The 26,736-nt window shown below is 67.0% G+C and carries 22 protein-coding genes and 1 pseudogene; 12 read left to right on the plus strand and 11 right to left on the minus strand.

The genetic code is table 11. From position 1 onward, the window contains the following. Positions 1-21 precede the first annotated feature (21 nt). The 3 genes from ACFEMD_RS02160 to ACFEMD_RS02170 form a co-directional block, all read right to left on the minus strand. Positions 22-789, minus strand: coding sequence for a hypothetical protein (locus ACFEMD_RS02160; protein WP_394739237.1), 768 nt, complete (start codon positions 787-789; stop codon positions 22-24). Positions 790-886: 97 nt separating this feature from the next. Further along, complete coding sequence (gene pdxS / locus ACFEMD_RS02165) at positions 887-1,795, minus strand: pyridoxal 5'-phosphate synthase lyase subunit PdxS (protein ID WP_394739238.1); 909 nt, start codon at positions 1,793-1,795, stop codon at positions 887-889. Between the two features lie 78 nt (positions 1,796-1,873). Then, positions 1,874-2,635 carry an acetoacetate decarboxylase family protein gene (locus ACFEMD_RS02170; RefSeq protein WP_394739240.1) on the minus strand — a complete coding sequence of 254 codons (762 nt, stop codon included), beginning with the start codon at positions 2,633-2,635 and terminating at the stop codon, positions 1,874-1,876. Positions 2,636-2,726: 91 nt separating this feature from the next. Here ACFEMD_RS02170 and ACFEMD_RS02175 point away from each other — a divergent pair, with 91 nt between their 5' ends. The 5 genes from ACFEMD_RS02175 to ACFEMD_RS02195 all read left to right on the plus strand — a co-directional run bounded on the left by ACFEMD_RS02175 (position 2,727) and on the right by ACFEMD_RS02195 (position 7,368). Further along, entirely contained in the window at positions 2,727-3,428 is a 702-nt protein-coding gene (locus tag ACFEMD_RS02175; RefSeq protein ID WP_394739241.1) for a DUF1405 domain-containing protein, read from the plus strand. 247 nt (positions 3,429-3,675) lie between these two features. After that, complete coding sequence (locus tag ACFEMD_RS02180) at positions 3,676-4,608, plus strand: ABC transporter ATP-binding protein (protein WP_394739242.1); 933 nt, start codon at positions 3,676-3,678, stop codon at positions 4,606-4,608. Then, the gene (locus ACFEMD_RS02185; protein WP_394739243.1) at positions 4,608-5,390 is read left to right on the plus strand and encodes an ABC transporter permease subunit; all 783 of its coding nucleotides are present in this window, start codon (positions 4,608-4,610) and stop codon (positions 5,388-5,390) included. The genes ACFEMD_RS02180 and ACFEMD_RS02185 overlap by 1 nt, the downstream gene beginning before the upstream one ends. 123 nt (positions 5,391-5,513) lie before the next feature. After that, positions 5,514-6,296, plus strand: a complete 783-nt coding sequence (locus ACFEMD_RS02190) for an ABC transporter permease (protein WP_394739244.1) — start codon at positions 5,514-5,516, stop codon at positions 6,294-6,296. 85 nt (positions 6,297-6,381) lie between these two features. Beyond that, on the plus strand, positions 6,382-7,368 hold the full coding sequence (locus tag ACFEMD_RS02195) for a hypothetical protein (RefSeq protein ID WP_394739245.1): 987 nt from the start codon (positions 6,382-6,384) through the stop codon (positions 7,366-7,368). 518 nt (positions 7,369-7,886) lie between these two features. Here the strand turns inward: ACFEMD_RS02195 and ACFEMD_RS02200 are convergent. Then, the gene (locus ACFEMD_RS02200; RefSeq protein WP_394739246.1) at positions 7,887-10,604 is read right to left on the minus strand and encodes a valine--tRNA ligase; all 2,718 of its coding nucleotides are present in this window, start codon (positions 10,602-10,604) and stop codon (positions 7,887-7,889) included. Between the two features lie 241 nt (positions 10,605-10,845). Next, positions 10,846-11,484 (minus strand): hypothetical protein, encoded by a 639-nt coding sequence (locus tag ACFEMD_RS02205; RefSeq protein WP_394739247.1) that lies wholly within the window; start codon positions 11,482-11,484, stop codon positions 10,846-10,848. Positions 11,485-11,687: 203 nt separating this feature from the next. Between ACFEMD_RS02205 and ACFEMD_RS02210 the strand changes: the two genes are divergently transcribed. From ACFEMD_RS02210 to ACFEMD_RS02220, 3 genes and pseudogenes are all read left to right on the plus strand, one after another. After that, positions 11,688-14,303 carry an efflux RND transporter permease subunit gene (locus tag ACFEMD_RS02210; protein ID WP_394739248.1) on the plus strand — a complete coding sequence of 872 codons (2,616 nt, stop codon included), beginning with the start codon at positions 11,688-11,690 and terminating at the stop codon, positions 14,301-14,303. A 231-nt stretch (positions 14,304-14,534) separates the two neighbouring features. After that, positions 14,535-15,217: pseudogene (locus ACFEMD_RS02215) on the plus strand (vitamin K epoxide reductase family protein). 116 nt (positions 15,218-15,333) lie between these two features. Then, positions 15,334-16,698, plus strand: a complete 1,365-nt coding sequence (locus tag ACFEMD_RS02220; protein WP_394739249.1) for an acyl-CoA synthetase — start codon at positions 15,334-15,336, stop codon at positions 16,696-16,698. 93 nt (positions 16,699-16,791) lie between these two features. On the opposite strand, the gene ACFEMD_RS02225 is transcribed toward ACFEMD_RS02220, so the two are convergent. The 5 genes from ACFEMD_RS02225 to ACFEMD_RS02245 form a co-directional block, all read right to left on the minus strand. Beyond that, entirely contained in the window at positions 16,792-17,694 is a 903-nt protein-coding gene (locus ACFEMD_RS02225) for an HFX_2341 family transcriptional regulator (protein WP_394739250.1), read from the minus strand. A gap of 53 nt (positions 17,695-17,747) precedes the next feature. Beyond that, the gene (locus tag ACFEMD_RS02230) at positions 17,748-19,379 is read right to left on the minus strand and encodes a bacterio-opsin activator domain-containing protein (RefSeq protein WP_394739251.1); all 1,632 of its coding nucleotides are present in this window, start codon (positions 19,377-19,379) and stop codon (positions 17,748-17,750) included. A gap of 93 nt (positions 19,380-19,472) precedes the next feature. Further along, entirely contained in the window at positions 19,473-20,075 is a 603-nt protein-coding gene (locus tag ACFEMD_RS02235; RefSeq protein ID WP_394739252.1) for a hypothetical protein, read from the minus strand. Between the two features lie 142 nt (positions 20,076-20,217). Further along, positions 20,218-21,687, minus strand: coding sequence for a sodium:solute symporter family protein (locus ACFEMD_RS02240; RefSeq protein ID WP_394739253.1), 1,470 nt, complete (start codon positions 21,685-21,687; stop codon positions 20,218-20,220). After that, complete coding sequence (locus ACFEMD_RS02245; protein ID WP_394739255.1) at positions 21,684-21,953, minus strand: DUF3311 domain-containing protein; 270 nt, start codon at positions 21,951-21,953, stop codon at positions 21,684-21,686. Before ACFEMD_RS02245 ends, ACFEMD_RS02240 begins: the two co-directional genes overlap by 4 nt. Positions 21,954-22,125: 172 nt before the next feature. Between ACFEMD_RS02245 and ACFEMD_RS02250 the strand changes: the two genes are divergently transcribed. The 3 genes from ACFEMD_RS02250 (at position 22,126) to ACFEMD_RS02260 (ending at position 24,653) form a co-directional block, all read left to right on the plus strand. Beyond that, positions 22,126-22,917, plus strand: a complete 792-nt coding sequence (locus ACFEMD_RS02250; protein WP_394739256.1) for an ArsR/SmtB family transcription factor — start codon at positions 22,126-22,128, stop codon at positions 22,915-22,917. Between the two features lie 128 nt (positions 22,918-23,045). Continuing rightward, a complete protein-coding gene (gene dnaG, locus ACFEMD_RS02255) occupies positions 23,046-24,407 on the plus strand; it encodes a DNA primase DnaG (protein ID WP_394739257.1) in 1,362 nt (453 codons plus the stop codon). An 87-nt stretch (positions 24,408-24,494) separates the two neighbouring features. Continuing rightward, positions 24,495-24,653: a hypothetical protein gene (locus tag ACFEMD_RS02260; RefSeq protein ID WP_394739259.1), complete on the plus strand. Its 159-nt coding sequence runs from the start codon at positions 24,495-24,497 to the stop codon at positions 24,651-24,653. Here ACFEMD_RS02260 and ACFEMD_RS02265 read toward each other — a convergent pair. Next, complete coding sequence (locus ACFEMD_RS02265; protein WP_394739260.1) at positions 24,650-25,975, minus strand: DUF92 domain-containing protein; 1,326 nt, start codon at positions 25,973-25,975, stop codon at positions 24,650-24,652. The two genes, ACFEMD_RS02260 and ACFEMD_RS02265, sit on opposite strands and share 4 nt — an antisense overlap. Before the next feature lie 148 nt (positions 25,976-26,123). On the opposite strand from ACFEMD_RS02265, the gene ACFEMD_RS02270 reads away from it, so the two are divergent. Next, positions 26,124-26,729 carry an undecaprenyl diphosphate synthase family protein gene (locus ACFEMD_RS02270; RefSeq protein WP_278293596.1) on the plus strand — a complete coding sequence of 202 codons (606 nt, stop codon included), beginning with the start codon at positions 26,124-26,126 and terminating at the stop codon, positions 26,727-26,729. Positions 26,730-26,736: the final 7 nt, after the last annotated feature.

Consider the following 26,736-nt stretch of genomic DNA (forward strand, 5'->3'; position numbering starts at 1 on the left):
TCGAGCGCTCCACCGGCACCTTCAGTCGCGTCGGGCGCTCCGCCAGCGACGGCCGTACACCCGCGGGAACGCCTCGACCTTCGCGTGGCGAACGTCGGTCGGGACGGTCGAAACTCGCGTGGAGACGCTCGCAGGCAGCGGGCCGACGGGCATCGAGGACACCGCCGTCGGATTGTTCGACGACGGTCGCCGTCCCTCGTAGCCGGAGCCGCGCTGGTGGGACTCGTACAGCTCCTCGACCGTCGAATGGGCGTCGATCACCGCCTCCCTGGCCGGTTCGAGCCGTTCCATGACCTCCTGCTGGAACGCCGCGTTTGTGGCCTCCCCCTTCACGTCCTCGGTAAATTCCTCGAGCTCCTCGGCCGCCTCCGAGTCGTCGGTCGAGTCGAACGCGTCGGGGCCGAGGACATCCTCGAGTTCGGCCCGGAGCTCGCCGGACTCCCGTCCGAAGTCGGCGAGATCGACGGCGTTCCAGAGCTCCCGCAGTTCGATCGCGCGTCGGAGGGCGTCGAGATCGAGCGCCAGCGTCGGATCCCGCTCCCGGATCGCCTCGGACAGCCGCTCGAGGTCGAGGACGTCGGGAAGCGCCTCGCCGTCGACCGCGTCGGGCAGTCGCTCGAGGTCGACCGTCTCGAGGACGTCCTCGAACTCCGCGACGACGTCCCACAGCTCGGCCGCCGTCGACGCCAGCGCCTCGTCCGACGCCTCCTCGGCGACGGCCCGAAGCAGCCCCTCGAGGGTGTTCGCGAGGCGATCGAACAGCTGCTCCAGAGATGTCGACTGGCTCATAGGATCGGTACGGCCGGCACCGAGAAAACTGGGCTGCTTACCGATTCGTTCGAACGAAAACCGACAGTATACGAGAACAGTCTCGATCGCTACCCGATCAGACGCCGCGACCCTGCAGCATCTCCTCCTCCTCGAGGTCGGCGTTGGCGTCGCCTTTCATTCCCTTCCCGAGGTTCGAGGCGATCTCGGCGAGGCGCTCGGGCTCGTCCCAGTTGTTGACCGCTTCGACGATCGCTTCGCCCATCTCGGTCGGGTTCTCGGCGCCGAAGATGCCGCTGCCGACGAAGATGCCGTCGCACTCGTGGTGCATCATCAGGGCGGCGTCGGCCGGCGTCGCGATCCCGCCCGCGGCGAAGTTGACGACCGGGAGCCGGCCCATCTCGGCGGTCTCGTGGACCAGCTCGGCGGGTGCCTCGATCTCGCGAGCGTAGGCCTCGCGCTCCTCGTGTTTCATCCCCTCGAGTTCGCGGATAGCGCTTTTGATCGTCCGCTGGTGGTGGACGGCCTGGTTGACGTCGCCGGTGCCGGCCTCGCCCTTCGTTCGGATCATCGCCGCGCCCTCTTCGATCCGGCGAAGGGCCTCGCCGAGGTTGCGGGCGCCACAGACGAACGGCGCCGTGAAGTCGCGCTTGTCGATGTGGTAGGCGTCGTCGGCCGGAGTCAGCACTTCGGACTCGTCGATCATGTCGACGCCGACGGCCTCGAGGATCTGAGCCTCTTTCGTGTGGCCGATCCGGGACTTGCCCATCACCGGGATCGAGACCTCGTCGACGATCTCGGCGACGTCAGCGGGGTCGGCCATCCGCGCGACGCCGCCGCGCTTGCGGATGTCCGCCGGGACGGCCTCGAGGGCCATGACGGCGACCGCGCCCGCGTCTTCGGCGATCCGGGCCTGTTCCTTGTCGACGACGTCCATGATAACGCCGCCCTTCTGCATCTGTGCGAAGCCGCGTTTCACGAGGTCCGTGCCGCGTCGCAGCTCCTCGAGATCGGTGGTTTCGGCCATGTCGCGGCGTTAGGACGCACCGCACTTACGCGTGTCCTTTATCGAGTTATGGTCGAGCGCGGTCCTCGAACCGTCGGTTCACGGAGCGGATACCGGTTCGCCCTGGCCGAGTCGCGCCCGGACTCGAGAACCGTACAGTCGAGCCAGCGGCCGCCGCCGGAGTCCGAGCTCCGACGCCAGCCCCGGAGCGACCTCGAGGCGGGTTCCGATCGGCGGGCCGACCGACACTTCGCCCCGGAGCTGCATCCGCGCCCGGATTAGCTCGCCGTCGCGGCGGGTAAAACTCGAGAGCTCCGTCGCGCGAAGCGAGACGGCGGTCCGAGGACGCGACACTTCGAGTCGGATCGCGTCCCCGCTTTCGTCGGGGTCGTCGACGACGGCCCGGAGCCCTCGCGGCCCGTCCGTGACGGTGATACGGGCGCGTTCCTTCGGGTATCCCCAGAGTTCCTGCCCGAGCGCGACCGACGCGTCGGTCGTCACGGGCAGCCAGTGGACGTATCCGCCGAGTTCGCCGTCGAGCAGTTGCGCGAGCGGGCGGCTCGTCGAGCTCCCGTGGACCGCGGGGACGATCACCGCGAACTCGTCGTAGGGCTCGAGGCCGGGGTCGCGGCCGACCCGGTGGTACTGAATCCCGACGAGCGCGACGCAGCCGACGCCGGGAGCGATCGACAGCGGCGAGAGCCCGTTCGGAAGGGCCCCCTCGAGGGTCGCCCGACGAGCCGGCACGACGACCCCGCCGAGCGTACACGAGAGCTCGAGGGGGAGCGAGACGACGTGTCCGGTCGAGAGCTGCCGTTGCTCTCGGCTGTCCCGGTCCGGAGTTCCGGCGTGCGAGTCCATAGCCGAACCGACGGCGGCGAGCGAATTAGTGCTGTGGCCGGCCCGGGCGCAACCGCTACCGTTTTGCGGGTTCCGTTCGTCGCGCCGAACGATGACCGCGCCGACCGGGCTTCCCGACCGCGATCCGCTGCCGAGCTACCTCGCTCCCGTCCCGAAGACGCTCGAGGACCTCGGGCTACGGTTCGCGTGGCTCATCGTCGCGATCAACCTCGTGGGCACCGCCTTCGGGTTCTGGTACTACTCGGCCCAGTTCGCGGCGACGCCGACGGTGATGTGGCCGTGGGTGCCCGACAGCCCGCTGGCGACGCTGTTTATCGCGCTCGCCATCGCCGCCTGGAAGCTGGGCCACGAACTGCCCTGGCTGACCGCGCTGGCCTTCTTCGGGAACATCGTCCTCGGGCTGTGGACGCCGTACACCCTGCTGGTGTTCTACGAGACCTACGCCGCCCAGACCCATCCGTTGATGTACCAGTTCCTGTTCTGGAGCCACCTCGCGATGGTCGTCCAGGCGTTCGTCCTCCACCGGATTACCGACTTTCCGGTCTGGGGGGTCGCCGTCGCCCTCGTCTGGTACACGTTCAACCTGATCGTCGACTACTTCGTTCCGATCGTCGGCGACCCCCACCACACGTCGATCCCCGTTCCCCGGGACGAACCGATGTTTCTCGAGGCCGACGCCCTGGGACTCATCGCGGCCGGCGAGACGACGTTCGTGCTGCTGGCGCTGTTTCTCGCGCTCGCGACGCGCGTCAAGAAGTGCGAGCTCGCGTCCTCGGAGCGTACGGGAGGCTGACGGTCACTTCTCGAGGTCTCGCGTTTCGAGCCGGTACTCGATGCCGTCGTACTCGAGGATGACCCCATCGTCGACGGTCCCGCTGCGCGACGACGACCCTCGCCGATGACGCCGGCGAGGCCGACACCGTCACCGAGAGAAGAGAGTAACCGCTACCGTGAATGCGATTTTATAGCCGGGGTCGGTGTCGAACGATCTATAGCGGTCACCGCGGCCGACCGCGGGTTCTCGATACGAGTGGTAACGTATGTGTGCCCAGACCGAAACGCTCGACACCGAACCGGACCGCGGCGCGGCGCCGATCAGACTGGACGGCCTCACCAAACGCTACGGCGACGTCACCGCCAACGACGCCGTCAGCTTCGACGTCGGGGCCGGCGAGATTTTCGGCTACCTCGGCCCGAACGGCGCGGGCAAGACCACGACGATCCGGCTGCTGCTCGGGCTCATCAAACCGACCTCGGGTTCCGCGGAAGTGCTGGGTGCAGATATCCGGGATCGACGGGCGCTCACCGACGTGAAAGCTGATATCGGCTACCTTCCCGACTCCCTCGGCTTCGAGGAGCGCCTGACGGGACGCCAGGTGCTCGACTACTTCGCCCGGATGCGCGGCGACGAGCGCCGCGAGGAGTTGCTCGAGCTGTTTCGCCCGCCGCTCGACAAGCGCGTCGAAACCTACTCCCACGGGAACAAACGGATGCTCGGCATCGTCCAGACGTTCATGCACGATCCGGACCTCGTGATTCTGGACGAGCCGACGTCGGGGCTGGACCCGCTCAAACAGGATCGGATGCACCTGTTCCTCGAAGCGGAGCGCGACGCCGGCAAGACGGTCTTCTTCTCCTCGCACGTCCTCAGTGAGGTCCAGCGCGTCTGCGACCGGGTTGGGATTATCCGCGACGGTGCGTTAGTCGCCCTCGAGGGCGTCGACGACCTGCTCGAGCGGGGCGGAAAGGACGTCCGCGTTCAGCTGGCCGCACCGGTCGACGGGGAGCGGTTCGCGACGGCGGAGATGATCGACGTCGAAGCCGTCGACCGAACCGTTCGGTTCACCTACACCGGCGAGCCGGCCGCGCTGCTCGACCATCTCGTTCAGTTCGAGATCGAAGACGTCGATATCGGCGATCCTCAGCTCGACGAGATCTTCAAACACTACTACGGGAACGATGCGGGGGAATAATGACGGCCATCCTGCGTCTCGAGTCCAGAAAGCTCCTGCGCGGCACGCTCGTCCTGACCGGCCTGCTCGTCCTGCTCTCGGCGTTCTTTCTCGTCGTCTTCCCGAGCATCCAGGAGGAGGCGGCGCTGTTCGAGGAAGTGTACCCGGAGTACCTGCTCGAGCTGCTGGGGATCGAGGAGCTCCACACGATCGAAGGGTTTCTCGGCGGCTACATCTTCCCGTTCGTCTGGATCCTCCTCGCTGGAATCTACTTCGCGTACGTCAGCGCGGGCCTGATCTCGAGGGACGTCCGTACGAGACGAATGGATCTCACTCTTTCCAATCCGGTCTCTCGCGAGTCGGTCGTGGTCCAGAAGATCGCCGCCCTGTGGGTTCCCCTGGTCGCGTTGAACGTCGGCATGTTCGCCGCGTTACTCGCCGGCGTGGCGCTTCTCGGCGAGTCGATCGACCCCGTCTCGCTCGTGATGGTCCATGCACTCGGCGTCCCGTACCTGCTCGTCTGTGCCGGGATCGGCATCGTCTTCTCCGTCGTTTTCGACCGCGTCGAAACCGCTCAGGCTGCCGCGCTGGGGCTGGTGTTTGTTTGCTGGTTAGTCGACGGGCTCTCCCACATGAACCCCGATTTCGAGTGGGTCGGCGACCTCACGCCGAGCCGGTACTACGATCCGACGGCGATCCTCGTCCACGAGGAGTACGCACTCGGCGACGCCGGAATCCTCGTTGCGGGGTTTCTCGTCCTGCTTGGCGTCGCGATTCTCGTCTTCACGCGGAGGGATATCTGAGATGCAGTCCGAACGTATCGGCGCCGACGAATACGCCGGACGAGTCGACGTTGACGGCGAGAACGCTCGCCTCGAGCATCGCCGTGATTACGGCCGCGGAGCCGGCCCTTCGGGGGTGGCACCGTGACGGCGATTCTCCGCGTCGAATCCAGAAAACGGGTGCGGGGTTCGGTCATCCTGGTCGCCGTCTTCGCCCTGTTGTCGGCGCTGTACTTCTCGATGTTTCCCGGCATCCAGGCGGAGATGGACGTGATCGAGGAGGCGTTTCCGGCGTACATGTTCGACCTGTTCCAGATCGAAGAGCTCCACACGATCGAGGGGTTCATCGCCGCTGAGATCTACTCGTTCTTCTGGGTCCTGCTCGTCGCCATCTACTTCGCGTACGTCGGTGCAGGCCTGATCTCGAGTGACGTCCGGAGCCGGAAGATGGATCTCACGCTCTCGAATCCGGTCTCTCGCGAGTCGGTCGTGCTCCAGAAGGTCGCCGCCCTGTGGGTTCCGCTGGTCGCGTTGAACGTCGGGGTGCCGATCATCGTTTACGTCGGCGCGCTCGCCATCGGCGAGTCGTTCGACCCCGTCGCGCTCGCGATGGTCCACCTGCTCTCGATCCCCTACCTGCTGGTCTGTGCCGGAATCGGCGTCGTCCTGTCGGTCGTCGTCGATCACCCACGAACCGCCAGAGCGGTGGCCCTGACCCTGGTCGCCGTCCTGTGGCTCGTCGACGGCGTGTCGAGGGTCGATCCGGACTACGAGCGGATCGGCGCCCTCACGCCGAGTCGATACTACGACCAGACGGCGATCCTCGTCCACGAGGAGTACGCACTCGGCGACGCCGGAATCCTCCTCGCAGCGTTTCTCGCGTTGCTTGCCGTCGCCGTTTGCGTCTTCGCTCGCCGGGACATCTGAGGCGGGTCGTCACCTCGAGCGAACAGTCGGCCCGCGAGGGACGAAGGCCCGGGCTATATCGAAATCGACGGTGTGTACCCTTCGTATGACACCTGATCGGCGGGACGTGCTGAAACTCGCGGGTGTGACGGCGACGGCCACCGTCGGAACGGCGAGCACCGTCACGGTCACCGCACAGGAAGAGGACGACGAGCTTCCCGACTACAGTCGGTGGCTCCCGGCCGAAGACGCACTCCTCGAGTTCGCCTTCCTCGACTGGGCCGCCCTCGAGGAGTTCGTGACGGACGAACTCGAGGAAGCCGATCCCGACGAGGAGGTGCCGCCGGAGTACGAGGCCGACCCGATGATCGCGCCCGTCTCGGAGGGGGCGCTCGGAACCTACTTCTACGTCGGACTGGACCTCGCGCAGTACCGCCTCGGCGGGCTTCTCGACGAGGCGGCGTTCGACTCGAGCGTCGAGGGACTGCTCCGAACGCCCGAGGCGTTCGTCGCGCTCGGGGCGATCGACCCCGGAGAGATCGACGCCCGAGTCACCGCCGAACCCGAGGCCGAGTTCATCAGACAGCTCGAGCGAACCGGCGAAACCGGCGCGTACGACGTCTACACTCCGGTCGACGCCGACGACGCCGCGATCGCCGTCGGCGAGGATGCCCTCGCGGTGGCTTCCGAAACCGACGACCCGATCGGGACGCTCGAGGCGTTCGTCGGCGCCGCCGAGGGCGACGGCGCGCGGGCGACCGACGAATCCGAGGCGTTCGAATGGGTCCTCTCGAGCGCCGGCGACGGCGACGCCGTCGTCGGCCAGTCCGGGCCGGAGGCGGGGGACGAGGGAGTCGTCGATTTCGACTACGAGGAACTCGAGGACGCCGAGAGCGTCGTCTCCTCGCTCACCGTCGAGGACGCCGAAACGTCGACCGGCGAGTTCGCGGCGGTGATCGACGACCCCGACGAGGCCGCGCTCGAGGCCCTCCTGGGCGCGTCCGGAGAGGATCGGTCGGTCGACGTCGACGACGATCGGGTGACCGCGACGGCGACGTGGCGGGAAGAGGCCGTGACGGGCACTCGAGAGTAGTGGGGGCGGCGGTGAGGACTGATTTGGGTCGCGGTGGCGCGCGCTGTTGGCGAGGCACGACCACTGGGAGTGCCTCGAAAGCGAACGGGGAACGGAGTGACCCGTGAGCAGACCGTCCGAGCGTTAGCGAGGGCGGTCGACGACGTTGTGCGAGGGATGAGCGAATGAAGTGAGTGAATCGGTTGGGGAGGGTGTGGTGATTCACTGTTGCCAGTTTGAGGAGTCTGCCTAAGAAAGACACCGAGTTACGTGCAGCGAACTTTTTTATCGGGGTCCTCCCTCGTTCGCTGCGCTCACTCGGTCGAACCCCACCAAAAACTTCGATGAAAAAAGGCCGCCGTCGCGGGGTTTCACCCCGCTCCGGCGGTGAATCGCTCGCGGTGCTCGCGAACACCTCCGTAGCACTGGTCGTTCCATTCGCACTCTATACGTAACGCATCGTTCGATCCGCGTTCGTCGTTCCGCGTCGAAAACGGATGCCGACCCAACGGATCGGGACCGAAATCCGAGTCCCGGCGCTACTCGAGGATCACGATCGCCGAGTCGGTCTCGAGCATCTCGCCGTCACCCGAATACGTCCGCTCGAGATCGACCTCGAACAGCTCGTCCTCGAGCTCCTCGTCGGCGACTCGCAACACGCCTTCCTCGTCGTCGATTTCGTACTCGCCGCTCTCGATGCCGGCGTCGATATCGCCGACTTTCGAGCCGTACCTGGGACCGAGCGTCGAGTAGTCGAGGTCGATCGAGGCGACCTCGGTCGTGATCTCCGGAGGCTCCTCGAGCACGTCGAGATCCTGAACGTGCATCACGTTCTGGATGGCGTCCTCGAAGCCCTCGACCGGGCCGTACACCGAGACGGCCTCGAGGTCGGCGTTCAACGAGAGCTGGTTCTGGCTCTTGTAGCGGCGCAGCGCCGAGATGACCTCCATTGCGGTCTCGCCGGCCTCGAGGTCGGCCTCGTACCCCTGCGGGGTCGGCCAGTCCCGGACGTGGATGCTGGTTTCCGCGAGGTCGGCGTCGCTGTCTCGCGGTTCGCTTCGCTCTCCGCTCGACGTATCCGAGGCGCGTTGCGCCTCGCTGTAGCGCGCCTGCCAGATCTCCTCGGTGACGTGGGGCAGGAACGGCGCCCACAGCTCGAGGAACGTGCGATGGGCGGTTCGCAGCGCGTACTGCGTCGAGGGGTTGTCCTCGCGCTCCTTCGCGATCTCGAGGTAGTCGTCGCAGAACGTGTTCCAGAAGAAGGTTCTGAGACGGTCGCGGGCCTTTGCGAACTCGTAGTCCTCGAGGTGGGCCGTGAGCTCCTCGATCGCGTCGTCCAGCTCCGCAAGGAGCCAGCGATCGATCGCCTCGAGTTCGGCCGGCTCCTCGGGAGCTGCGGGTGCCAGGCTGTCGACGAGCTTCGAGGCGTTCCAGAGCTTCCGCAGCAGCTTCTCGCCAGCCGTCAGGTCCTTCTCCTGGTAGGGGAAATCGTCGCCAACGGCGGCGCTAGCGGCCCAGAACCGGACCGCGTCAACGGGGTACTCCGCGAGCACCTCCTCGGGGGCGACGACGTTACCCTTCGATTTGGACATCTTTTCGCGGTTCTCGTCTAAGACGTGGCCGTTGATCAGCGTCGCGTCGAAGGGGACCTCGCCGGTGTGCTCGTAGCACTTGACGATGGTGTGGAACAGCCAAAAGGAGATGATGTCGTGGCCCTGCGGGCGCAGGTCGAACGGGTAGAGCTCCGGGTTGTCCATCGTGAACTCCTGGGCCTCCTCGTCCCAGTCCCAGCCCGCGTTGATCAGCGGCGTCAGCGAGGAGGTCGCCCAGGTGTCGAAGACGTCCTCCTCGGGTTCGAACGTGTCGTTCCCGCACTCGGGACAGGTGTCGATCGGCGGCTCGTCGCTCAGCGGGTCGACGGGCAGGTCCTTCCGACGAGCCATGACCTCGTGGTCGCACTCGCTGCAGTACCAGACCGGGAACGGGATCCCCGAATCGCGCTGGCGGGAGATCAGCCAGTCCCACTCGAGGCCCTCGATCCAGTGTCGGTAGCGCGAGAACATCTTCTCGGGGTACCAGTCCATCTCGCGGCCGGCCTCGAGGTACTCCTCCTTGTGGTCGAGAATCTCGACGTACCACTGCTTGGAGACGCGGTACTCGACGGGCGTCTCGCAGCGTTCGTGGACCTGCACGGCGTGGGAGATCTCCCAGCGATCGCGTAGGGCGCCCTCGTCCTCGAGATCCTCGACGATGGCCTCGCGGGCCTCCTCGGTCGACATGCCCTCGTAGTCGCCGGCCAGGTCGGTCATCGTCGCCGACTCGTCGATCGCCACTCGCAGCGGCAGGTCGTGAGCCTGGTACCACTCGATGTCGTTCTGGTCGCCGAACGTACAGCACATGACGACGCCGCTGCCCTTCTCCATGTCGACGCGGTCGTCGGCGATGATCGGCACCTCGTGGCCGAAGATCGGCACTCGAGCGGTTTCGCCGACGAGGTCCTGGTTCGCCTCGTCGTCGGGGTGGACGAAGACGGAGACGCAGGCCGGGATCAGTTCTGGACGGGTCGTCGAGATGACGAACTCCTCGCGGTCCGTACCGTCGCTAGCAACGCCGAACGCGATGTCGTTGAAGTGCGAGCCGCGCTCGTCGTCCTCCATCTCGACCTGCGAGATCGCGGTCTCGCAGTCGGGACACCAGATCGCGGGCGCTTTCTTCCGATACTCGCGTCCCTTCTCGTAGAGATCGAGGAAGGAGAGCTGCGAGACGCGTCGAACGCGGGGTTCGATCGTCTTGTAGGTGTGACCCCAGTCGATCGAACAGCCCAGTCCCTGCATCTTGTCGGTGAACTCGGCCTCGTACTCCTCGCAGACCTCGCGACAGAGCTTCTGGAACTCGCGGCGTTCGTAGTCCTGGTGGCGGATGTCCAGCTCCGCTTCGGTCAGCCGCTCGGAGGCGATCCCGTTGTCGTCGTAGCCGAACGGAAAGAGGACGTCGCCGTCGTGCATCCGCTGGAACCGGGCCGCGAAGTCCTGGATCGTGTGGCCGTAGAGGTGACCCATGTGCAAACTTCCCGAGACCGTCGGCGGCGGCGTGTCGATCGCGTAGGTGGTGTTTGGATCCTGGCCGGGGTCGCCCTCGTAGGCGTACACCTCCGCGTCGACCCAGCGATTCTGCCAGCGGTTTTCGACGGCCGCGGGGTCGTAGTCGCCCTCGAGGCTCGGCTCCTCTCGCTCGCGGGTTTCGGGATCTGTGCTCATGCTCTCACCGCCCGAGGGGGGCGTCGTCGGTGCGTCGTCGTGGGGAGGATTCGATCGTACATACCGGTCGTTGTCGGTGAATGCTGGTCGGCTACAATACATCCGTCGATACGGGGTTGGCGTGTGGGGCTACGGAGCCCCTACGAAAACGATGTCGCGGAACGCGCCGGCTCCGACAGCGCGGATCATGGTACCACTTCCGTGCGAGCGCTGTTAGGTGTTTCGCGTCGCTCGAGCGGAGTTAGCCGGAAAGCCGAATCACGGCTCGAGACGGCGTCGGTCGGCGGAGCTCGCCCTCGAGGTAGGTCGCCAGTCGCTCGAGGAACTGATCGTCGACGTCTTCCTCGCCGCCGACGGCGAGGGCGATCCGGTCGTGCGCTCCGGGATCGTGTTCACCCTGCATCACGAGCGAGAACAACTCCTGCGGAGTGACGGGGTCGCCGGCGTCGAGGCGTTCGGCGACGCCCTCGAGGGTCGACTCGACGCTGGTCTCGACCTCGAAGGTGACGTCGACGGAGACGTTCGCGCCGCGTCTCGAGGCGGCACAGGCCTCCTCGGAGTGGCGGACGGCCGGCACCAGGACGTCCTCGAAGCCCACTCCCTGCTCGTCGGTGCCGATGTAGGCGAACGCGAGCATGGCCTTGAGTCCGTCCAGCGAGTCGGGGTCGCCCGTTAGCTCCGCGAACACCTGTCGGCGATCCTTCGCGGAGAGCGTGTGGAGGAGTATATCGAAGTCCAGAACGGAGTCGATTACGCGCCGTCGAACGCGTGCCTCTACGTTTCGCCGGGACTGTTCGTGACTCAGCTCGCGTTCGCCCAACAGGAACTCGCGGTCGGCCGGCGTGAGGATTCCGCGGTCGCGGTCGATATCTGTATTCATAATCGGATTTCGATTATACGACATCGGCTACCATCCGAACCGATATTAGCGCTTGGGTTCGAGAGGAGGGCATGCGCGTCAGTGAACCTCGGACTGTCGACGTTTCGGGCTCGTCTTCCCGAGATTCGACCCCCTCCGACCGCCGACGGACCGCTCGAGAACCGCTCCGCAGTGCGTCGATAAACCGCTGGAGACGATAACGAATGGGCGGGTCGCTCGCCGACCGCTACGCCGACGCGATCGTCTCCCACAGCAAACTGATCGTCCTGCTCGTGCTCGTGCTCACTGCCGTCGTCGCCGCCGGCGCCGCGATCGGCGAGAGCGAGGACGGCGAGATCGGCCAGTTCGAGACCGACTCCGAGGAGACCGAGGCCCTCGAGGAGATCGACGAGACCTACGGAACGGACGACCGAGTCGTGGCTCAACTCGTCGTCCGGGACGAAGGCGGCGACGTGCTCACGCACGAGTCGTTGCTCGAGGGACTCTATCTGCAACAGGAGGTCCGCGAGAACGAGTCTCTGAACGAGACGCTCGCCGACGAGGGCTTCGTCGCCCTCGAGAACGTCGTCGCGACGGGGGCGGTGTTCGAGGATCGCGCGGCCGAAGCCGAGGGGCCTCCCGATACCAGCGAGCCCACGCTCGAGGAGCAGATCGAGGCGCTCGAGGACCGCTCGGACGAAGAGGTCGAGGAGCTGCTGGCCGACGTTCTCGACCCTGACGCGGACAACCAGGGCGAGGACCCATACGAGTTCCTGCCGAGCGACTACGAGCCGGGGTCGACGACCGCCGAGTCACGGATCGCCTTCCTCTTCCAGGTCGACGACAGCGGTGAGGACGACGATCCGGAGGCCGCCTACGCGGCCCAGGTCGAGATCGACGGCCTCGTCGAGGACCGCTTCGACGACGCCTTCCTCTTCGGTCAGGGCGTCACCGACGAGGCCTCGAGCAACGCGGTCGGCGACAGCTTCGCGATCATCACCCCCGTCGCGCTCGCGCTCGTGTTGTTCGCGCTCGGGGTCGCCTACCGCGACGTCGTCGACGTGCTGGTCAGCCTGTTCGGGATCGGCGTCGTGATGGCCTGGCTCGCGGGCATCTTGGGCTGGCTCGAGATTCCCACGAGCCAGCTGCTGATCGCCGTCCCCTTCCTGTTGATCGGGCTCAGCATCGACTACTCGTTGCACGTCATCATGCGCTCTCGAGAGGCGAGAGCAGGGGTTCTCGAACGCGACACGCGCGGCCGCGCCGATTCGGTGCCAGCCGATGAGCCGGCCGCCGACGGCGGGAGTGATGGCCGGACGGTCCGAAACGGGATGCGCCTCGGACTGGCGGGGGTCGTCCTCGCGCTTGCGGCCGCGACGTTCTCAACCGGGGTCGGCTTCCTCTCGAACGTCGTCAGCCCCCTGCCCGCGATTCAGGACTTCGCGATCCTCTCGGCTGGCGGGATCCTCGCGACGTTCGTCGCCTTCGCCGTCCTCGTCCCCGCGCTGAAGGTCGAGGTGGACGACCTGCTCGAGGGACGGTTCGGAATCGATCGGCAGAAGGACCCCTTCGGACGGAGCGCAGGTCCGGTTAACCGCGCGCTCTCGGGGGTCGTCTCGCTGGTCCAGCGCGCGCCGCTGGCCGTCGTCGCCGTCGCGCTGTTGCTCGCGATCGGCGGTGCCTACGGCGCGACGGGGATCGACACCGAGTTCAACGAGGCCGACTTCCTGCCCGAGGACGCCCCCGACTGGGCGAAGTCGCTTCCGGGCCCGCTGGCGCCCGACACGTACACGATCAGCGACGACGCCGCCTACCTCGGCGACAACTTCCAGGAGCAAGGGGAGGGGAGTCAGGCCCAGATACTGATACGCGGCGACGTCACCGATCCCGCGACGCTGACCGCGATCGAGAACGGAACCGCGAGCGTCGACGACGGCGGTTCGAGCGGCACGATCGCGACCGGCCCGGGTGGCGAGCTGTCGATCGAAAGTCCGGTTTCGGTCATCCAGGAGGTCGCCGACGAGAACGAGTCCGTCGCCGCGGCCCTCGAGGAGCGCGACACGGACGGCGACGGGCTGCCCGACGAGGACCTCGAGGGGCTGTACGACGAACTGTACGAGGCCGACGAGGACGCGGCCGCTACCGTGTTGTACCGCACCGACAACGGCGAGTACGAGACTGCGCGGATGCTCGTCGACGTCCGCGGCGACGCCTCCGCGCAGGCCGTCGCCGACGACACGCGCGCTCTCGCGAGCGTCGTCGAGGCCGACGCACCCGTCTCGGCGATCGCCACCGGCGGTCCCGTGACGAACGCCGTCGTTCAGGACGCGCTGCTCGAGACGCTCGTCCAGGCCTTTGCCGTCACGCTGGTCGTGATCCTGGTCTTCCTGACGGTGCTGTACTGGGTGCGCCACCGCGCGCTCACGCTGGGAGCGATCACGCTCGCCCCGGTGGTCGCCGCGCTGGCGTGGCTGCTGGGGACGATGGCCCTGCTCGACGTGCCGTTCAACAGCGAGACGGCCGTCATCACGAGCCTCGCGATCGGGCTCGGGGTCGACTACAGCATCCACGTCGCGGAGCGATTTATCGACGAATCGAACCGACGGGAGTCGCTCGCGGACGCTCTCGGCGCGACGATCACCGGAACCGGCGGGGCGCTGCTGGGCAGCGCGCTGACCACGGCGGCCGGTTTCGGCGTGCTCGCGCTCGCGCTGGCGCCGCCGCTCCAGCGATTCGGGCTCGTGACGGGACTGAGCATTATCTTCGCCTTTATCGCCTGTCTCACCGTGTTGCCGTGTCTGCTCGTGGTTCGGGAACGCGTTCTCGAGCGAGTCGCCTGAGACACGGCCGCGGACACCGCTTTCGATAGCTGCTCTCGGTCATCGCCAGCTGCGCCAGCAGTTCGGGAAGTCTTGCTCATAGTTCACAAACTATTCCACCGGCCGAAGTAGGAACAGGACGCAGATAATGCGGGAAATGGTACTATAGTCCAGCCACATCCAGATTCGGATTTCGTAGAATTGGGTATTTTGAGCAATACTTATTACGTTGGGCGACGGTGTTAGTATTGTATATCAACTGAAAATCCTCGGCGACTATCGTTCGACTACGAGTGGGAGTACTCCCCGCAGGTGACGACCCTGTTTGGCGCCTTCACGCTCGTTGCCGTACTCGGGTGGCTGGCGACGGTCATGCTGACGGCGATCCACCTGTTTGCACTCCCAGCAATACCGCCCGACGCACCGGTCCAGGGAAGCATCGAAGTGATCACGAGCCCGTGGGCGTACGTCTTCGGCGTTCCGCTCGCGACGCTCGGCGGGTTCTACAGATAAGCAAGGCGAGTGCCTCGGGGCTTGACCCCGAGGCGGTTCACTACCTGACGACGATCGGACTCGCGCTCTGGTGGTTCGACACCCGCCATCCGCTGGTGATCAAGATCCTGACGCCGATCACCGCGAGCGGGGTGGTCTTCTCGTCGTACTTCGTCTACCTGCAGCTGGGCGTGATCGGCGAGATCTGCCCGTTCTGTATGGTGTCCGCCGGCGCGACCGTCGCCCTGTTCGGCCTCGAGCTGGCGATCCTGCGAACGAGTTCGACGCCCTCGCTCTCGAGTATGACCGGCGATCTCGGAAGCCTGCTCGGACGAACGAACGTTCCGCTGATCGTGGTGACGGTCCTCGTCGGACTCGCCACGCTCGCCGGGCTGTTCGCAGTTCCGCTCCTGCCGCTCCCGGACGCGGTTCCGTTCGTCTAACTCCCCGACCGATTCGTTTGTCGTCGCTTTCGAAGGATGCACTCGATCGAGTCGAGGTCGAACCACCCGCCTGTGCCGTCCGATGAGTTATGATCGTTCACGTGGGTGTTTCGTGCATGGAGACGGCACCGAACCTGGCCGACTACGAGGGGCTCTCGAAGGTTTTCGAGTGGGACAGCATCTACGCCGACGCCGACTGGGACGCGCCCGACAAGATCAACGTCGCCCACGAGGTCTGTGACCGCTACCGGACCGACCGGGGCACCGTCGCGCTGTACTTCGTCGGGGACGACGGCGAGCGCGAGCGGATCACGTTCTGGGAGCTCGCGCAGTGGTCGAACGGGTTCGCGAACGTCCTCGAGACCCTCGGGGTCGAGCGCGGCGACCGCGTCTTCGGCTACACGCCCCGAATCCCCGAGCAGTACGTCGCGATGCTTGGCTCCCTGAAGGCCGGCTGCGTCTACGGCGGGATCGAGCCGCAGCTCGGCCCCGAGGAGGTCGCCTATCGGCTCGCGGACGCCGAAGCGAGCGTCGTCGTCACGACGCCCGAGAACCGCGACACCCTCGGGACGGCCCTCGAGGACGTCCCCTCGGTCGAGCACGTGATCGTCGTCAGCGACGACGGCGTCGGCGTTCGCCGGGGCGACGTGAGCTACTACGAGGCGATGGACCGGGCCGAAAACGAGTACGAGACCGTCCGGACCGAGGGCTCGGACCCCGCTCTGCTGTACTACACCAGCGGTGCCACGGGGTCGGCGAAGGGGATCGTCCACGGCCACCGCTGGATCGTCGGCGTCGCCGCGGCCCAGCTGTACGCCGCCGACCTCCAGCAACACGAGACCGATCTCTACTGGGGGGCCGGCGATCGGGGGTGGCTTACCGCGCCCGTCAACGCGCTGGGTGTCTGGTTCTGGGGCCACAGCATCCTCGCCTACGGCGGCGGGTTCGATCCCGACACCTGGACCGCCCTGCTCGAGGAGTTCCCCGTCACCGTACTCTCGGGGGTTCCCGCCCACTACCGTCGGCTGCGCGAGGAGGCCGACGACCTCGAGCCCGCCGACCTAGATCTCCACCGCGCGATGAGCACCGGCGACCCCCTCGAGGCCGAGCTGATCGAGTGGGGCGAGCAGGCGCTGGGGACGCCGATCGCCGACAGCTACGGCCAGGCCGAGACGGGGAACATGCTGATCAACACCTACCCCTCGATCGAAACCAGACCGGGCAGCATGGGGAAACCGCTGCCCGGCGTCGAGGCCAGCGTGGTCGACCCCGATACCGGCGACGTGCTCGAGGCCGGCGAAACCGGCGAGATCGCCGTCGACGGCGAGTTCCCCTCCTTCTTCCTGGGGTACTGGGAGGATCCCGAGCGCACAGACGAGGCGTTCGTCGGCGACTGGTACCTGACCGGCGACCTCGGACGGGTCGACGAGGACGGCTACTTCTGGTTCGAGGGCCGGGCCGACGACGCCAGCGAACGGTAGCGCGTTTCGGTCGGCTTGCTCCGGTGATTCCGCATTCGAACTCGAGAGACCGATCGACGACCGCAAGAACGGCTGGATGGCGAGACCGCGCCTTCACTCGTCGGCGGTCGAGTTCGAGTGCGCTCGCACCCACAGCTCGCCGATCCTCGAGAGACGCGTCCGGTAGGACTTCCCGTGTTCCTCACGCTCGATGTACCCCTTCCCGCCGGGACCGAGCCGATCGACGTTGTAGATCACCTTCGAGCGGAAGCTGTCGGTGTACTCCTCGTTGAGTTCGCGGGCGAGCGCCTCCGCCAGCTCGGAGACCGAGGCGAACTCGCCGTCCTCGCCGAGCTTGTACAGGATGAGCTCCTCGAACGGCTTGACGTTCGAGAAGGAGGCGACCGGCAGCTCGACGACGTGGTGGCCGTCGATCTCCTTGGCGCCGATCGTCGTCCCGCGCTCGTCGAACTCCGCGAGCAGCGAGCGGGCGCTCTCGAGCCGCCTCTTGATCCGTTCGTCCTCGAGGTCGCCCTCGCGCTCGAGGTCCCGGAGCAGGTCGATCCCCTCGCGCAGCTCCTCGGCGAGCTCGGTCTCCAAGTACTTCTCCGGGGCGGTGTAGTAGGTGTGGATCGACTCGCGATCCTCCTGGCGTTCGACCATCAGCGAGTTGGCCGCGGTCGCGAACGCGAAGCTGACGGTACGGGGCATCGCGGCGACGTTGACCCAGACCTCGTGGCCTCGGTCGAGTTCGGCGCTGATGAGGTTGTACGCCTGCTCGAACGCCTCGTCGTAGTCGTAGACGTCCTCGAGGACGAACCGTTCGGTCTCGGCGCCCAGCAGGTTTCGGAAGTCGGTCTCGAGCTTCCCCGAGAGGTGTCTGGAGTACTCGACGTTTGCCTCGCTGCCGACGGCGCCCTCGAGCAACACGACGCGGTCGACGTCGATCTGATCGCGAACCAGCGGCGCGATCAGCCGGTCGTAGTCGAAGCCGACCGGGACGATGTGCGTTTGCATGGCCGATACTTCGTCGGCGTCGTAATGAAACCAGTGAGAACCGTCGCGATCGATCAGCTCGAGTCGTCCGTCGACGGGCGGGTCGATTCGACGTCGGTTCGCGTCGTGTCGGGTTCGTCGACGACCGCCGCGACGATCTTCTGCTGGGCCGATCGGAGGTGTTCGTGGAAGGTTGCGGGCGTGATACCGAGCGTCTCGGAAATATCCTCGCCGGAGCTGTGTCGGGGCCACTCGAAGAAGCCGGCGTAGTAGGCCGTCTCGAGCACGGTGCGCTGGCGGTCGGTCAGGACGCCGTAGAGGTGGTCCTGAATCTGGGCGATCGACTCGTTCGTGGGCGTGACCTGCCGCCGAGCGACGTTCGTCGCGTCCGGGTACACGTCCTGGATCGCCTCGGTCGCGGCCCGGACGTCCGCGCTCTCGGGCAGATGGATCGTCATGCGGTAGTCGCCGCCGTCGATGGCCGCCGATTCGACGTAGCCGCCGTGGGAGGCGACGACCGAGAACAGCGGCGGCGACGTGATCGTGAGCTCGAAGGTAATCTCGCCGGCCGACTCGTCGAGGATCGCCACGTCGTCCCAGTGGGGAACCCGCTCGACCAGCGCCTCGACCTCCGGGAACGCCTCGACGCTCGTCACGCCGTACTCGAGGAACTGCTCGTCGTCGACCCGGACGACCCGCTCGAACGAGACCTGCCGGTCGGCCATCTTCGGGCCGTCGAACATGTCGACCGCGTTCTTGATCTCGTACTCGAGTTCGATTAGCTCGTCGGCCATCAGGGCGCGCTTGCGCTCGATGGCGGCGATCGCGTGACCGAGGATCTCGCCGAGCTGGCCGATCCCCTCTGCGACCTCCTCGGTGAAGGCGCGTCGGCGCGCGCTCGTCACGCCGAGCACGCCGTAGAGGCCGCCGCCGTGGACGATCGGGATCGCGGCGGCCGATCGGTAGTCGAGCTCGTGGGCGTCCTCGCGCCAGGGCTCGAAATCTGGGTCGGCGAGGACGTCGTTGGACACCTGCAGTTCCTGGGTGCGGATCGCCCGACCGGCCGGACCTCGACCCGCCGGCTCGTTGGGATCGATCGAGAGCGGAATGCGTTCGACGTAGCCCTCGACGCCGGCCTCGATCCGCTGGATCACCTCCCCCGACGCCGAGTCGACGCCGGCCACGAACGCGAACTCGTAGCCCGGCGCGTCGGCCAGCGTCTCGCAGGTCACCCGCTCGAGTTCCGCCCGGCTGGAGTCGGTGACGATCACGTCGTTGATCGCTCGCATGACCTCGTAGACGCCGTTCAGCGCCTCCGTTCGCTCGCGCTGGCGCTCGAAGCGCTGCTCGCGCTCCTTCCGACTGCTCACGTCTCGGAGACAGCCCGTCAGACCCGGACCGGCGGGCTCGAGGTGCACCTCGAACCAGGTTTCGGCGGGCGCGTGGTAGGTGTCGGCCGTGACCGACTCTCCGTCCTCGAGGACCCGTTCGTGTGCGCCGTCGAACAGCGATCGAAGCCGTTCCGGAATCGACGTCCCCGCTCGGTCGGTGTCGAGGAGCTCGCCGACCCGATCGTTGACGAAGACGCACTCGAGGTCGGCGTCGAGTACGTACACGCCGTCCGGGAGTCGGTCGAGAAGCGCCCCCGCGCTCTCGACGTCGCCGCTCTCGAGAAGCGCTGTGACCTCACGGGAGTCCTCGTCCATAGCTACACAGCATCGCTCATCGGTATAAACGTACTACATCATAAATGGGGTTAAACTGATGAATACTAATCCGATCGACCGCCCCTCGTCCCCCTACTCGGATGCTCCGTCGGGATCGATCGAACGGATCAGCGACGCGATCGTCTCGCGGTCGCGCTCGGGGTCGACCTCGAGGGCGCCGAGGCCGTCGGGCGCCTCGAGCGGGAGCGTCCCCCCGGCCATGCCGTAGGCGTCGTCGGTCGGCCAGATGGCGACGTTCGCCTCGGTCGCGAGCGTTTCCCGGTCGGTCTCGAGATCGGACGACAGCGGGTAGCTAGCGTCGAGAACGTACCACCGCCCCTCCGTTCCGTCGGGTCGCTCGAACGAGAGCGTCTCGCGGGTGTCCTCGACGACCAGGCCGTCGTCCTCGACGAGGTCGACGAACTGCGACCTGGCTTTCGGGGCGGCCTTCGAGAGCACCGACGACGGCGAGATGCCGACGGACGACAGCGACGGTGAGAACCGCATATCGACGGTAAACAGCGACCGAACGGGGATGTCGCTCGAGCCGAGTGCCGCGAGGGCCGAGGCCGTGTCGGCGGGCTCGTACACCGTCGTCTCGGCGGTGATCGACGTGAGCAGGACCTTCGACTCTCCGGTACGGGTGCCGGCACGTTGCCACGTTCCGGCGACTGACTCCGGCAGCGCAGACGTCATCGCGGACGAGTACGCGGTCGGTCCCTTTCGGTGTGTTGCTCTCGTGTGCCGTCGAGCCGTCGGACGGAACGCCGTACCCATCTCCCGGTGCGAGGGCAGAACGAGTCGTGGTCGCGCCGGAACCAACGTCCGGCGGGCCGTCTCAGTCCGCTTCGAGCCCGTCGAAGTAGATCGCCCGGCGCTCGTCGGCCGCGGGCGTCGTCAGCAGCGAGACGCCGACGGTGACGACGAGACCGAGCCCCATCCCGACGAGGCCGGCCGTCCAGCCCGCGTATGCGCTCGGGACGACGGCGGTAAAGAGACTCGAGAGGTAGAACGCCTGGCTGGCGAGGATCCCCGCCGTGATCCCGGCCCGGGTCGTCTTTCGCCAGTAGAGGGCCACCATCACGGGGAGGGCGAGCTGGGCGAAGCCGCTGAACGCCGCGTCGCCGAGTTCGAACAGCGTCGCGGGGTTCCAGAGGCTCGCGAGGAAGGAGGCGGTCGCGAAGCCGACGACGCCGACGCGGGCCAGCAGATCCTCGCGGCGCGCCGAGAGGTCCGCGTCGACGAACGGACGGTACAGATCCCGCGTGAAGTACGACGACCCCGACAGCAGCATCGAGTCCGAGGAGGACATCATCGCGGCCATCGCGCCGGCGATGACTAGCGCGGCGAACCAGACGGGCGTGTACTCGGCGAGGATCACGGGGAGGACGTTCTCGCCCTCCGGAATCGCGACGTCGAGCCCGCGGGCCCACGCGCCGAGCATGAACGACGGAACGAACAGCAACACGCAGAGGACGGGCCAGAGCGCGAACGATCGTTTGAGGACCGTCTTCGAGCCCGCGGCGAAAAAGCGCTGGTTCACCTGCGGGAACATCGCGACGCCGAACCCGATCGTGATCGCCGTCGAGAGCATCCACTGCACCGTATAGAAGTCGCTGCCCAGCGCGAGGTGGTGGGCCGCCTCCGCCTCGAGGGCGCTCGAGGCCGCGCCGGGACCGCCGACGACCGCCAGCACCCACACCAGCGCGATCCAGGTGGTGACGAGCATGAACGCCCCCTGGAGCGTGTCGGTCCAGGCGATCCCGCGGAAGCCGGCGACGACGACGTAGAGGATCATGAACGCGGTGATCAGCCCGGCGCCGACGGCGTACGGAACCGCTCCCTCCGTCAGCGCCTGCAACGCGGTGCCGGCGCCGACCTGCTGGAGCATCACGTACGGAAACAGCCAGAGCAGGCTGACGCCCGCGACGAGCCCCCTGAGTCGGCGGGAGGCGAACCGATCGCCGAGCATCTCGCCGAGGGTGACGTACTCGTACTGTCGGCCGAGGAGCCACTGTTTGTAGCCGATCACGTACCAGAGGATCGCGAAGATGATTCCGTCCATCAGCCCCATGACGAGCACCCACTCGGGGCCCTGCTCGTAGGCGACGTTCGGTCCCGCGAAGAACGTAAACGCCGACAGCAGCGTCGCGAAGGTCGTAAACAGCAGCACGATCGTTCCCACCGTGCGGCTCGCGAGGTAGAAGTCCTCGGCGGTCCGATCGGTCAGGCGGTAGGCGACCAGCCCGATCGCGAGCGCCAGCAGGAGGTAGCCGACGATGATCCCGAGCTGGATCGCGACCGTCACCGCCGCTCACCCCCGGCGTCGACCCTCGAGGCCGATCTCGACGGATCGTCGCTCGAGCCGTCGGCCGATTCGATCCCGAGCCCCCAGAATCGGCGGGCGAACAGCCAGAAGACGAGCGAGGCCAGTCCCATCCAGCCGACGTGCCACCAGAGCCAGAGCGGAACCCCCGCGACGAGCGTCGCGTCGCCCCAGAGAAACCACGGGATCGTGAGCGCGCTCAGTCCGATCGCAACGGCGATCCATCCCCACAGCGCCGGGCGTGACATACGTCGCCGTTCGTCTCTACGTGTGTAACTGTTTCTGTTCGATACCGATTATTGAATAACTTTTTCCATCGGTCGATCAGTTCCCGTCACATCCGGCGACTGTCGTAGGGTGAAACCGGTGTTTCAGCGAGGAAAAGGGGTATATGTGTCGGGAATCGAATGGGTACAACACATGGCTCGGCTGTTTCCCTTCCGGTCGGAACCGGAGTCCGAGGAGGGACAGCCCCGAATCGTCGACCTCGAGGGGGAGGACGCCGACGCGGTGTTCGGCGCCCTCTCGTCGACGACCGCCCGCCGGATCTACGCGCGGGTCGACGACGAGCCGAGCACGCCAAGCGACATCGCGGAGGCGATCGACTCGTCGATTCAGAACGTCCGCTACCACCTCGAGAACCTGGAGGAAGCCGGGCTGGTCGAGGTTGTCGACACCTGGTACTCCTCGCGGGGCAACGAGATGAGCGTGTACGCGACGACCGACGGTCCGCTGATCGTCACCAGCGACGAGTCGAAAGCCTCGCAGCTTCGGGCAGCGCTCTCCCGGTTCGTCGGCGGCCTTGCCGGGCTGACGGGTGCGAGTCTGCTCGTCCAGTACGGGGTCACCCGCTGGTTCGGCGGGGGCGCTGAAACGGCCCCGGGAGCGGCCGACGGCGGGGACGCAGCCGACACCGCGGGTGACGAGGACGCCGCGAGCGACGACGCGGAGACCGAGGACGAGGAAGTGGGAGTTGCCAGCGAGGACGCCGACGAGCCGGATCGAACGGACGACGCCGCGACGGACGACCCCGGAGCGAGCGAACCGAACGGTGATGGCGCCGAGGGGATCGACGCGATCCTCGAGGGCGGCGGCGAGACTGCGGAGGCGGTGTTCGCGACCGTCCCGCCGGGACTGCTGTTCTTTCTGGGCGGCCTGGCGGTGTTGCTCGCGGTCACGTGCTACTGGTACTGGAGCCGACCCGCCTACTGACATCGACTGCCGCACCGCTCGGGCGCCTCTAGGTCAACAGCTATTTGCGTCTCACCGCCCTCACTCTAGGTAACTTCCCGGACGCGCGGTCTCGTCTCGGCGTCCCCGGCCCGCGGGGGCAGATCTCCATGGAAGACACCTCGAAATACCACATCCACGCGAACGTGACGGCTGACGGGGTGGTCGAGCGAAGCGACGTCGTCGGTGCGATCTTCGGCCAGACGGAGGGCCTGCTGGGCGACGAACTCGACCTCCGCGACCTCCGTCAGTCACAGAAAGTCGGCCGTATCGACGTCGAAATAACCAGCACCAAGGGTCAGTCACACGGCACGCTCACTATCGCGACCAGCCTCGACAAGGTCGAGACGGCCACGCTCGCGGCCTCGCTCGAGACGATCACCCGCGTCGGGCCCTGCCGGGCCTCCCTCGAGGTGCGCGAGATCGAGGACGTCCGCACGGCCAAACGAAAGGAGGTCGTCGATCGGGCGAAGGAGCTGCTCCGAACCGGGTTCGACGACTCGATGATGACCTCCGAGGAGATCCTCGCGGAGGTCCGCCAGCACGTCCGCGTCGAGGACATCACCGAGTACGAGGGGTTGCCCGCCGGACCGCGAGTTACGGACAGCGACGCGATCATCGTCGTCGAGGGACGCTCGGACGTGCTGACGCTGCTGAAGTACGGCGTCAAGAACGCCATCGCCGTCGAGGGGACGAACGTCCCCGACGCGGTCGCCGAGCTGACCCGCCACCGCACGGTCACGGTCTTCCTCGACGGCGACCGGGGCGGCGACCTGATCTTCGAGGAGCTCTCCCAGGTCGGCGACATCGACTACGTCGCCTTCGCCCCCGCGGGCGAGTCCGTCGAGGAACTCGACCACCACCAGCTGTTCGCCGCGCTGCGGAACAAGGTCCGCTACGACAGCGTCTCCGGACTCAACGAGCCTCGCGAGGCCGTCGCCGCAACGGACGGGAGCGCAACGCCGGCACCGCCGGCGTCGTCGCCCCGAACGATCGACGAGGAGTCCTCGAGCGACCCCCAGACCGGGTCGAACCGACAGGCTGACGCAACCCGGTCGTCCGGCGCGGACTCGAGTGCAGCCGGCGAAACCGAGTCGGCGACGGAGACGGATTCCTCGGGAGCCGACCCAGCGACGGCCGAGTCGTCCGTCGACGAGGGACCGCAGACCGTCTACGGCCACGGGACCGTCGTGATCGCCGGCGACACCGATCAGGTTCGGTTCCTCGACGCCGACGGCGACGTCCTCGAGGAGGCGCCCGCGAGCGACGTCTACGACGCGCTCGAGGCGACCGAGACGGTGCCGACGACGATCGTTCTCGACGAGATTCTCGACCAGCGGCTGCTGGATCTCGCCGCCGACCGCGGCGTCGACAGGATCGTCGCCCGCTCGCTGGGCCAGTTCACCAAGCGGCCGACCGCGGTGCAGGTCCACGCGGTCGACGATATCGCCGACACACCGCCGACAGAGTGAGCCCGTTCTCACAGCGTTTGTGAGCCGGTCGCAGCGCCCTCGTCGTCCGAGGAATTGATAACCGAGCGGAACCGAGCCCGGACGACCATGTCCCCGTCTGCGTTCGCTGCGATCGCCTTGCTCGGCGTCTGGGTGCTGATGATGTTCGCCGTCACCGCCGCCACCGGCGAGGATCAGCTCCGCGCCACGGTGTGGTTCGACGACTCGACTGACGACCGTCGCGAGGGCTCGAAACGGAAAAATTAGCCGAGAATCGCGAACGAGAGCCCGAGCAGCGCACAGACGATCGCGCCCGACAGCGTCGCCAGAAAGTTGACGCCCTGATTGCCCAGCAGCGGCCCCTCGAGGGTCGCCCCGAGGAGGCTGTCGACGGTCATCCCGACGAAGCCGGCCGTGACGATGATCGCCGCGCCCACGACGCCGACCTCGGCGAACAGCGCGTAGGAGATGACCGCGACGATCGCCGCGCCGACGACGCCGGCGACCTCCCCCTGCCAGGTGACGCCGCCGTCGGTGCCGGGCTCGACGGGCTCGAGCGTGGTGATCAGCCGCGGCTGCTCGAAGACGCTGCCGATCTCGCTCGAGAGGGTGTCGCTCATCGCGGTCGCGACCGAGCCGGCGAACGCGAACAGGAACAGCTCGGCGTCGATCGGGAGGAAGGCGGCCTCGCTGGCGGCGTACCCCAGCACGGCGACGAGCCCGACGGCCGCGTTGCCGAGGACGTTGCCGGTGCCGCGGGCGCCGTTGTTGTCCTCGGCGACGCCCAGGTCCTCCTTGCGGTCGTAGCGAAACTTCGTCGAGAGCCCCCCGATGGCGAAGAAGGAGATGAGGACGACGAACCAGCCGTACCCGCCCAGGACGATCGTCAACAGCCCGAGCAGGACGCCGGTGAGCATCCCGGCGATCGACGCCGTCTCGAGGGCGTAGGAGGCGTAGCCGAGTGCGGCGGTGATCGCCAGCGCAATCGCGATCTCGGCCGCGCCGAGGGCCGGATCGAGCTCCGCGAGCAGCCAGAGCAACAGCCCGACAGACAGCATGACGACGGGATCGTCGTAGAGCAACAGGACGTCCCGAAGGAGCGCGGCGAGCAGCGCGCCGCTGGCGGCGAGAAACAGGATCGTCGGCAGGGCCGACGGGATCGAGCCGCCGGTAACGGTGACCGTTGCCGCCTGGCCGACGACGGCCGCGACGGTCGCGATGAGACAGAACCCCGCGGCGTGGGCGACGTCGCTGTCGGTTCGCGTTCGGACGAGGCGCTCGCCGAAGTTTCCGTAACCGATCAGAAACACCGTCCCGACGAATATCGCGCTCGTCATCGAGGACTGAACGGCGAGCAAGCCGAGCGCGACGCCGGCGAGGACGAACGCGATGAGCCCGTAGAGGCGCCCGTCCTCGTAGTCGTCGGGATAGGCGAGCAGGTCGAAGATCGGTCCGTCCGTAACGGCGACCGCTCCGAGCAGGACGACCGCGGCCAGCGCCGCCGCGATCTCGGGGCCGAGAAGCGGTACGGCAAGCGAGAGCGTACACAGCAGCGCGAAGACGCCGGCTCGCCGGACGGGTTCTGTCACGGTAATCGGTCCTTTCTGTGGGGATTACTTGAACCTTCGTGAACCGGCCCGAGCCCGATTTGTGGCGGGTAGCGGGGCTGAAGCGGGCGTCTGACGGAACCGTATCGAACCCGTAACCGGTATGCCACCGGCCCGAAAACGGGAGGGCGTGGGTCTGTACGAGCGCTACCTCTCCGTTCGCATCGGTCGGCACGACGCCGACAGCCCCGACCACGTCGCGCTCGTGATCACCGAACGCGACCTGCTCGAGCGCGGGGCCTACGAGACGCTCTCGGCGTTTTTCGACTGGGCGTTCGAGTACGCCACCCGCGTGACGGTTTACGTCAGCGTCCTCGACGCCGCCGCCATCCCCGCCCTGCGGCGGGAGCTCGAGGCCGTCGACGCCCCTCGAGAGGTCGCCGTTCGCACGCCCGACGATCCCAGCCGGGCCGACGCCCCGATCCAGATCGGGATCGGTCTCGGCGGGAAACACGAGTTCACGAGCGCCGTTCGAACGCTGGCCGAGAGCGTCGACGCCGGCGAGCTCGAGCCCGACGAGATCGACGACGAGCGCGTCGAGGACCACCTCGTCTTCCCGGCCGAGCCCGACCTGGTGATCAAGACGGGTGCCGAACGGCTCTCGGATTTCATGATCTGGCAGTCCGTCTACTCCGAGCTCTACTTCACCGACGTCAACTGGCGGGACTTCCGCAAGCGGGACTTCCTGCGGGCGGTCCGGGAGTACTGTAACCGTTCGAGGCGGTTCGGTCGATAGTTCGGGC

This window comes from Natronococcus roseus, assembly GCF_043677095.1.
Taxonomy (GTDB): domain Archaea; phylum Halobacteriota; class Halobacteria; order Halobacteriales; family Natrialbaceae; genus Natronococcus; species Natronococcus roseus.

Coding starts and splice junctions, on each gene's coding strand:
- ACFEMD_RS02160 (WP_394739237.1), bottom strand. CDS start 789: ATGAGCCAGTCGACATCTCTGGAGCAGCTGTTCGATCGCCTCGCGAAC.
- pdxS (WP_394739238.1), bottom strand. CDS start 1,795: ATGGCCGAAACCACCGATCTCGAGGAGCTGCGACGCGGCACGGACCTC.
- ACFEMD_RS02170 (WP_394739240.1), bottom strand. CDS start 2,635: ATGGACTCGCACGCCGGAACTCCGGACCGGGACAGCCGAGAGCAACGG.
- ACFEMD_RS02175 (WP_394739241.1), top strand. CDS start 2,727: ATGACCGCGCCGACCGGGCTTCCCGACCGCGATCCGCTGCCGAGCTAC.
- ACFEMD_RS02180 (WP_394739242.1), top strand. CDS start 3,676: ATGTGTGCCCAGACCGAAACGCTCGACACCGAACCGGACCGCGGCGCG.
- ACFEMD_RS02185 (WP_394739243.1), top strand. CDS start 4,608: ATGACGGCCATCCTGCGTCTCGAGTCCAGAAAGCTCCTGCGCGGCACG.
- ACFEMD_RS02195 (WP_394739245.1), top strand. CDS start 6,382: ATGACACCTGATCGGCGGGACGTGCTGAAACTCGCGGGTGTGACGGCG.
- ACFEMD_RS02200 (WP_394739246.1), bottom strand. CDS start 10,604: ATGAGCACAGATCCCGAAACCCGCGAGCGAGAGGAGCCGAGCCTCGAG.
- ACFEMD_RS02205 (WP_394739247.1), bottom strand. CDS start 11,484: ATGAATACAGATATCGACCGCGACCGCGGAATCCTCACGCCGGCCGAC.
- ACFEMD_RS02210 (WP_394739248.1), top strand. CDS start 11,688: ATGGGCGGGTCGCTCGCCGACCGCTACGCCGACGCGATCGTCTCCCAC.
- ACFEMD_RS02220 (WP_394739249.1), top strand. CDS start 15,334: ATGGAGACGGCACCGAACCTGGCCGACTACGAGGGGCTCTCGAAGGTT.
- ACFEMD_RS02225 (WP_394739250.1), bottom strand. CDS start 17,694: ATGCAAACGCACATCGTCCCGGTCGGCTTCGACTACGACCGGCTGATC.
- ACFEMD_RS02230 (WP_394739251.1), bottom strand. CDS start 19,379: ATGGACGAGGACTCCCGTGAGGTCACAGCGCTTCTCGAGAGCGGCGAC.
- ACFEMD_RS02235 (WP_394739252.1), bottom strand. CDS start 20,075: ATGACGTCTGCGCTGCCGGAGTCAGTCGCCGGAACGTGGCAACGTGCC.
- ACFEMD_RS02245 (WP_394739255.1), bottom strand. CDS start 21,953: ATGTCACGCCCGGCGCTGTGGGGATGGATCGCCGTTGCGATCGGACTG.
- ACFEMD_RS02250 (WP_394739256.1), top strand. CDS start 22,126: ATGGCTCGGCTGTTTCCCTTCCGGTCGGAACCGGAGTCCGAGGAGGGA.
- dnaG (WP_394739257.1), top strand. CDS start 23,046: ATGGAAGACACCTCGAAATACCACATCCACGCGAACGTGACGGCTGAC.
- ACFEMD_RS02260 (WP_394739259.1), top strand. CDS start 24,495: ATGTCCCCGTCTGCGTTCGCTGCGATCGCCTTGCTCGGCGTCTGGGTG.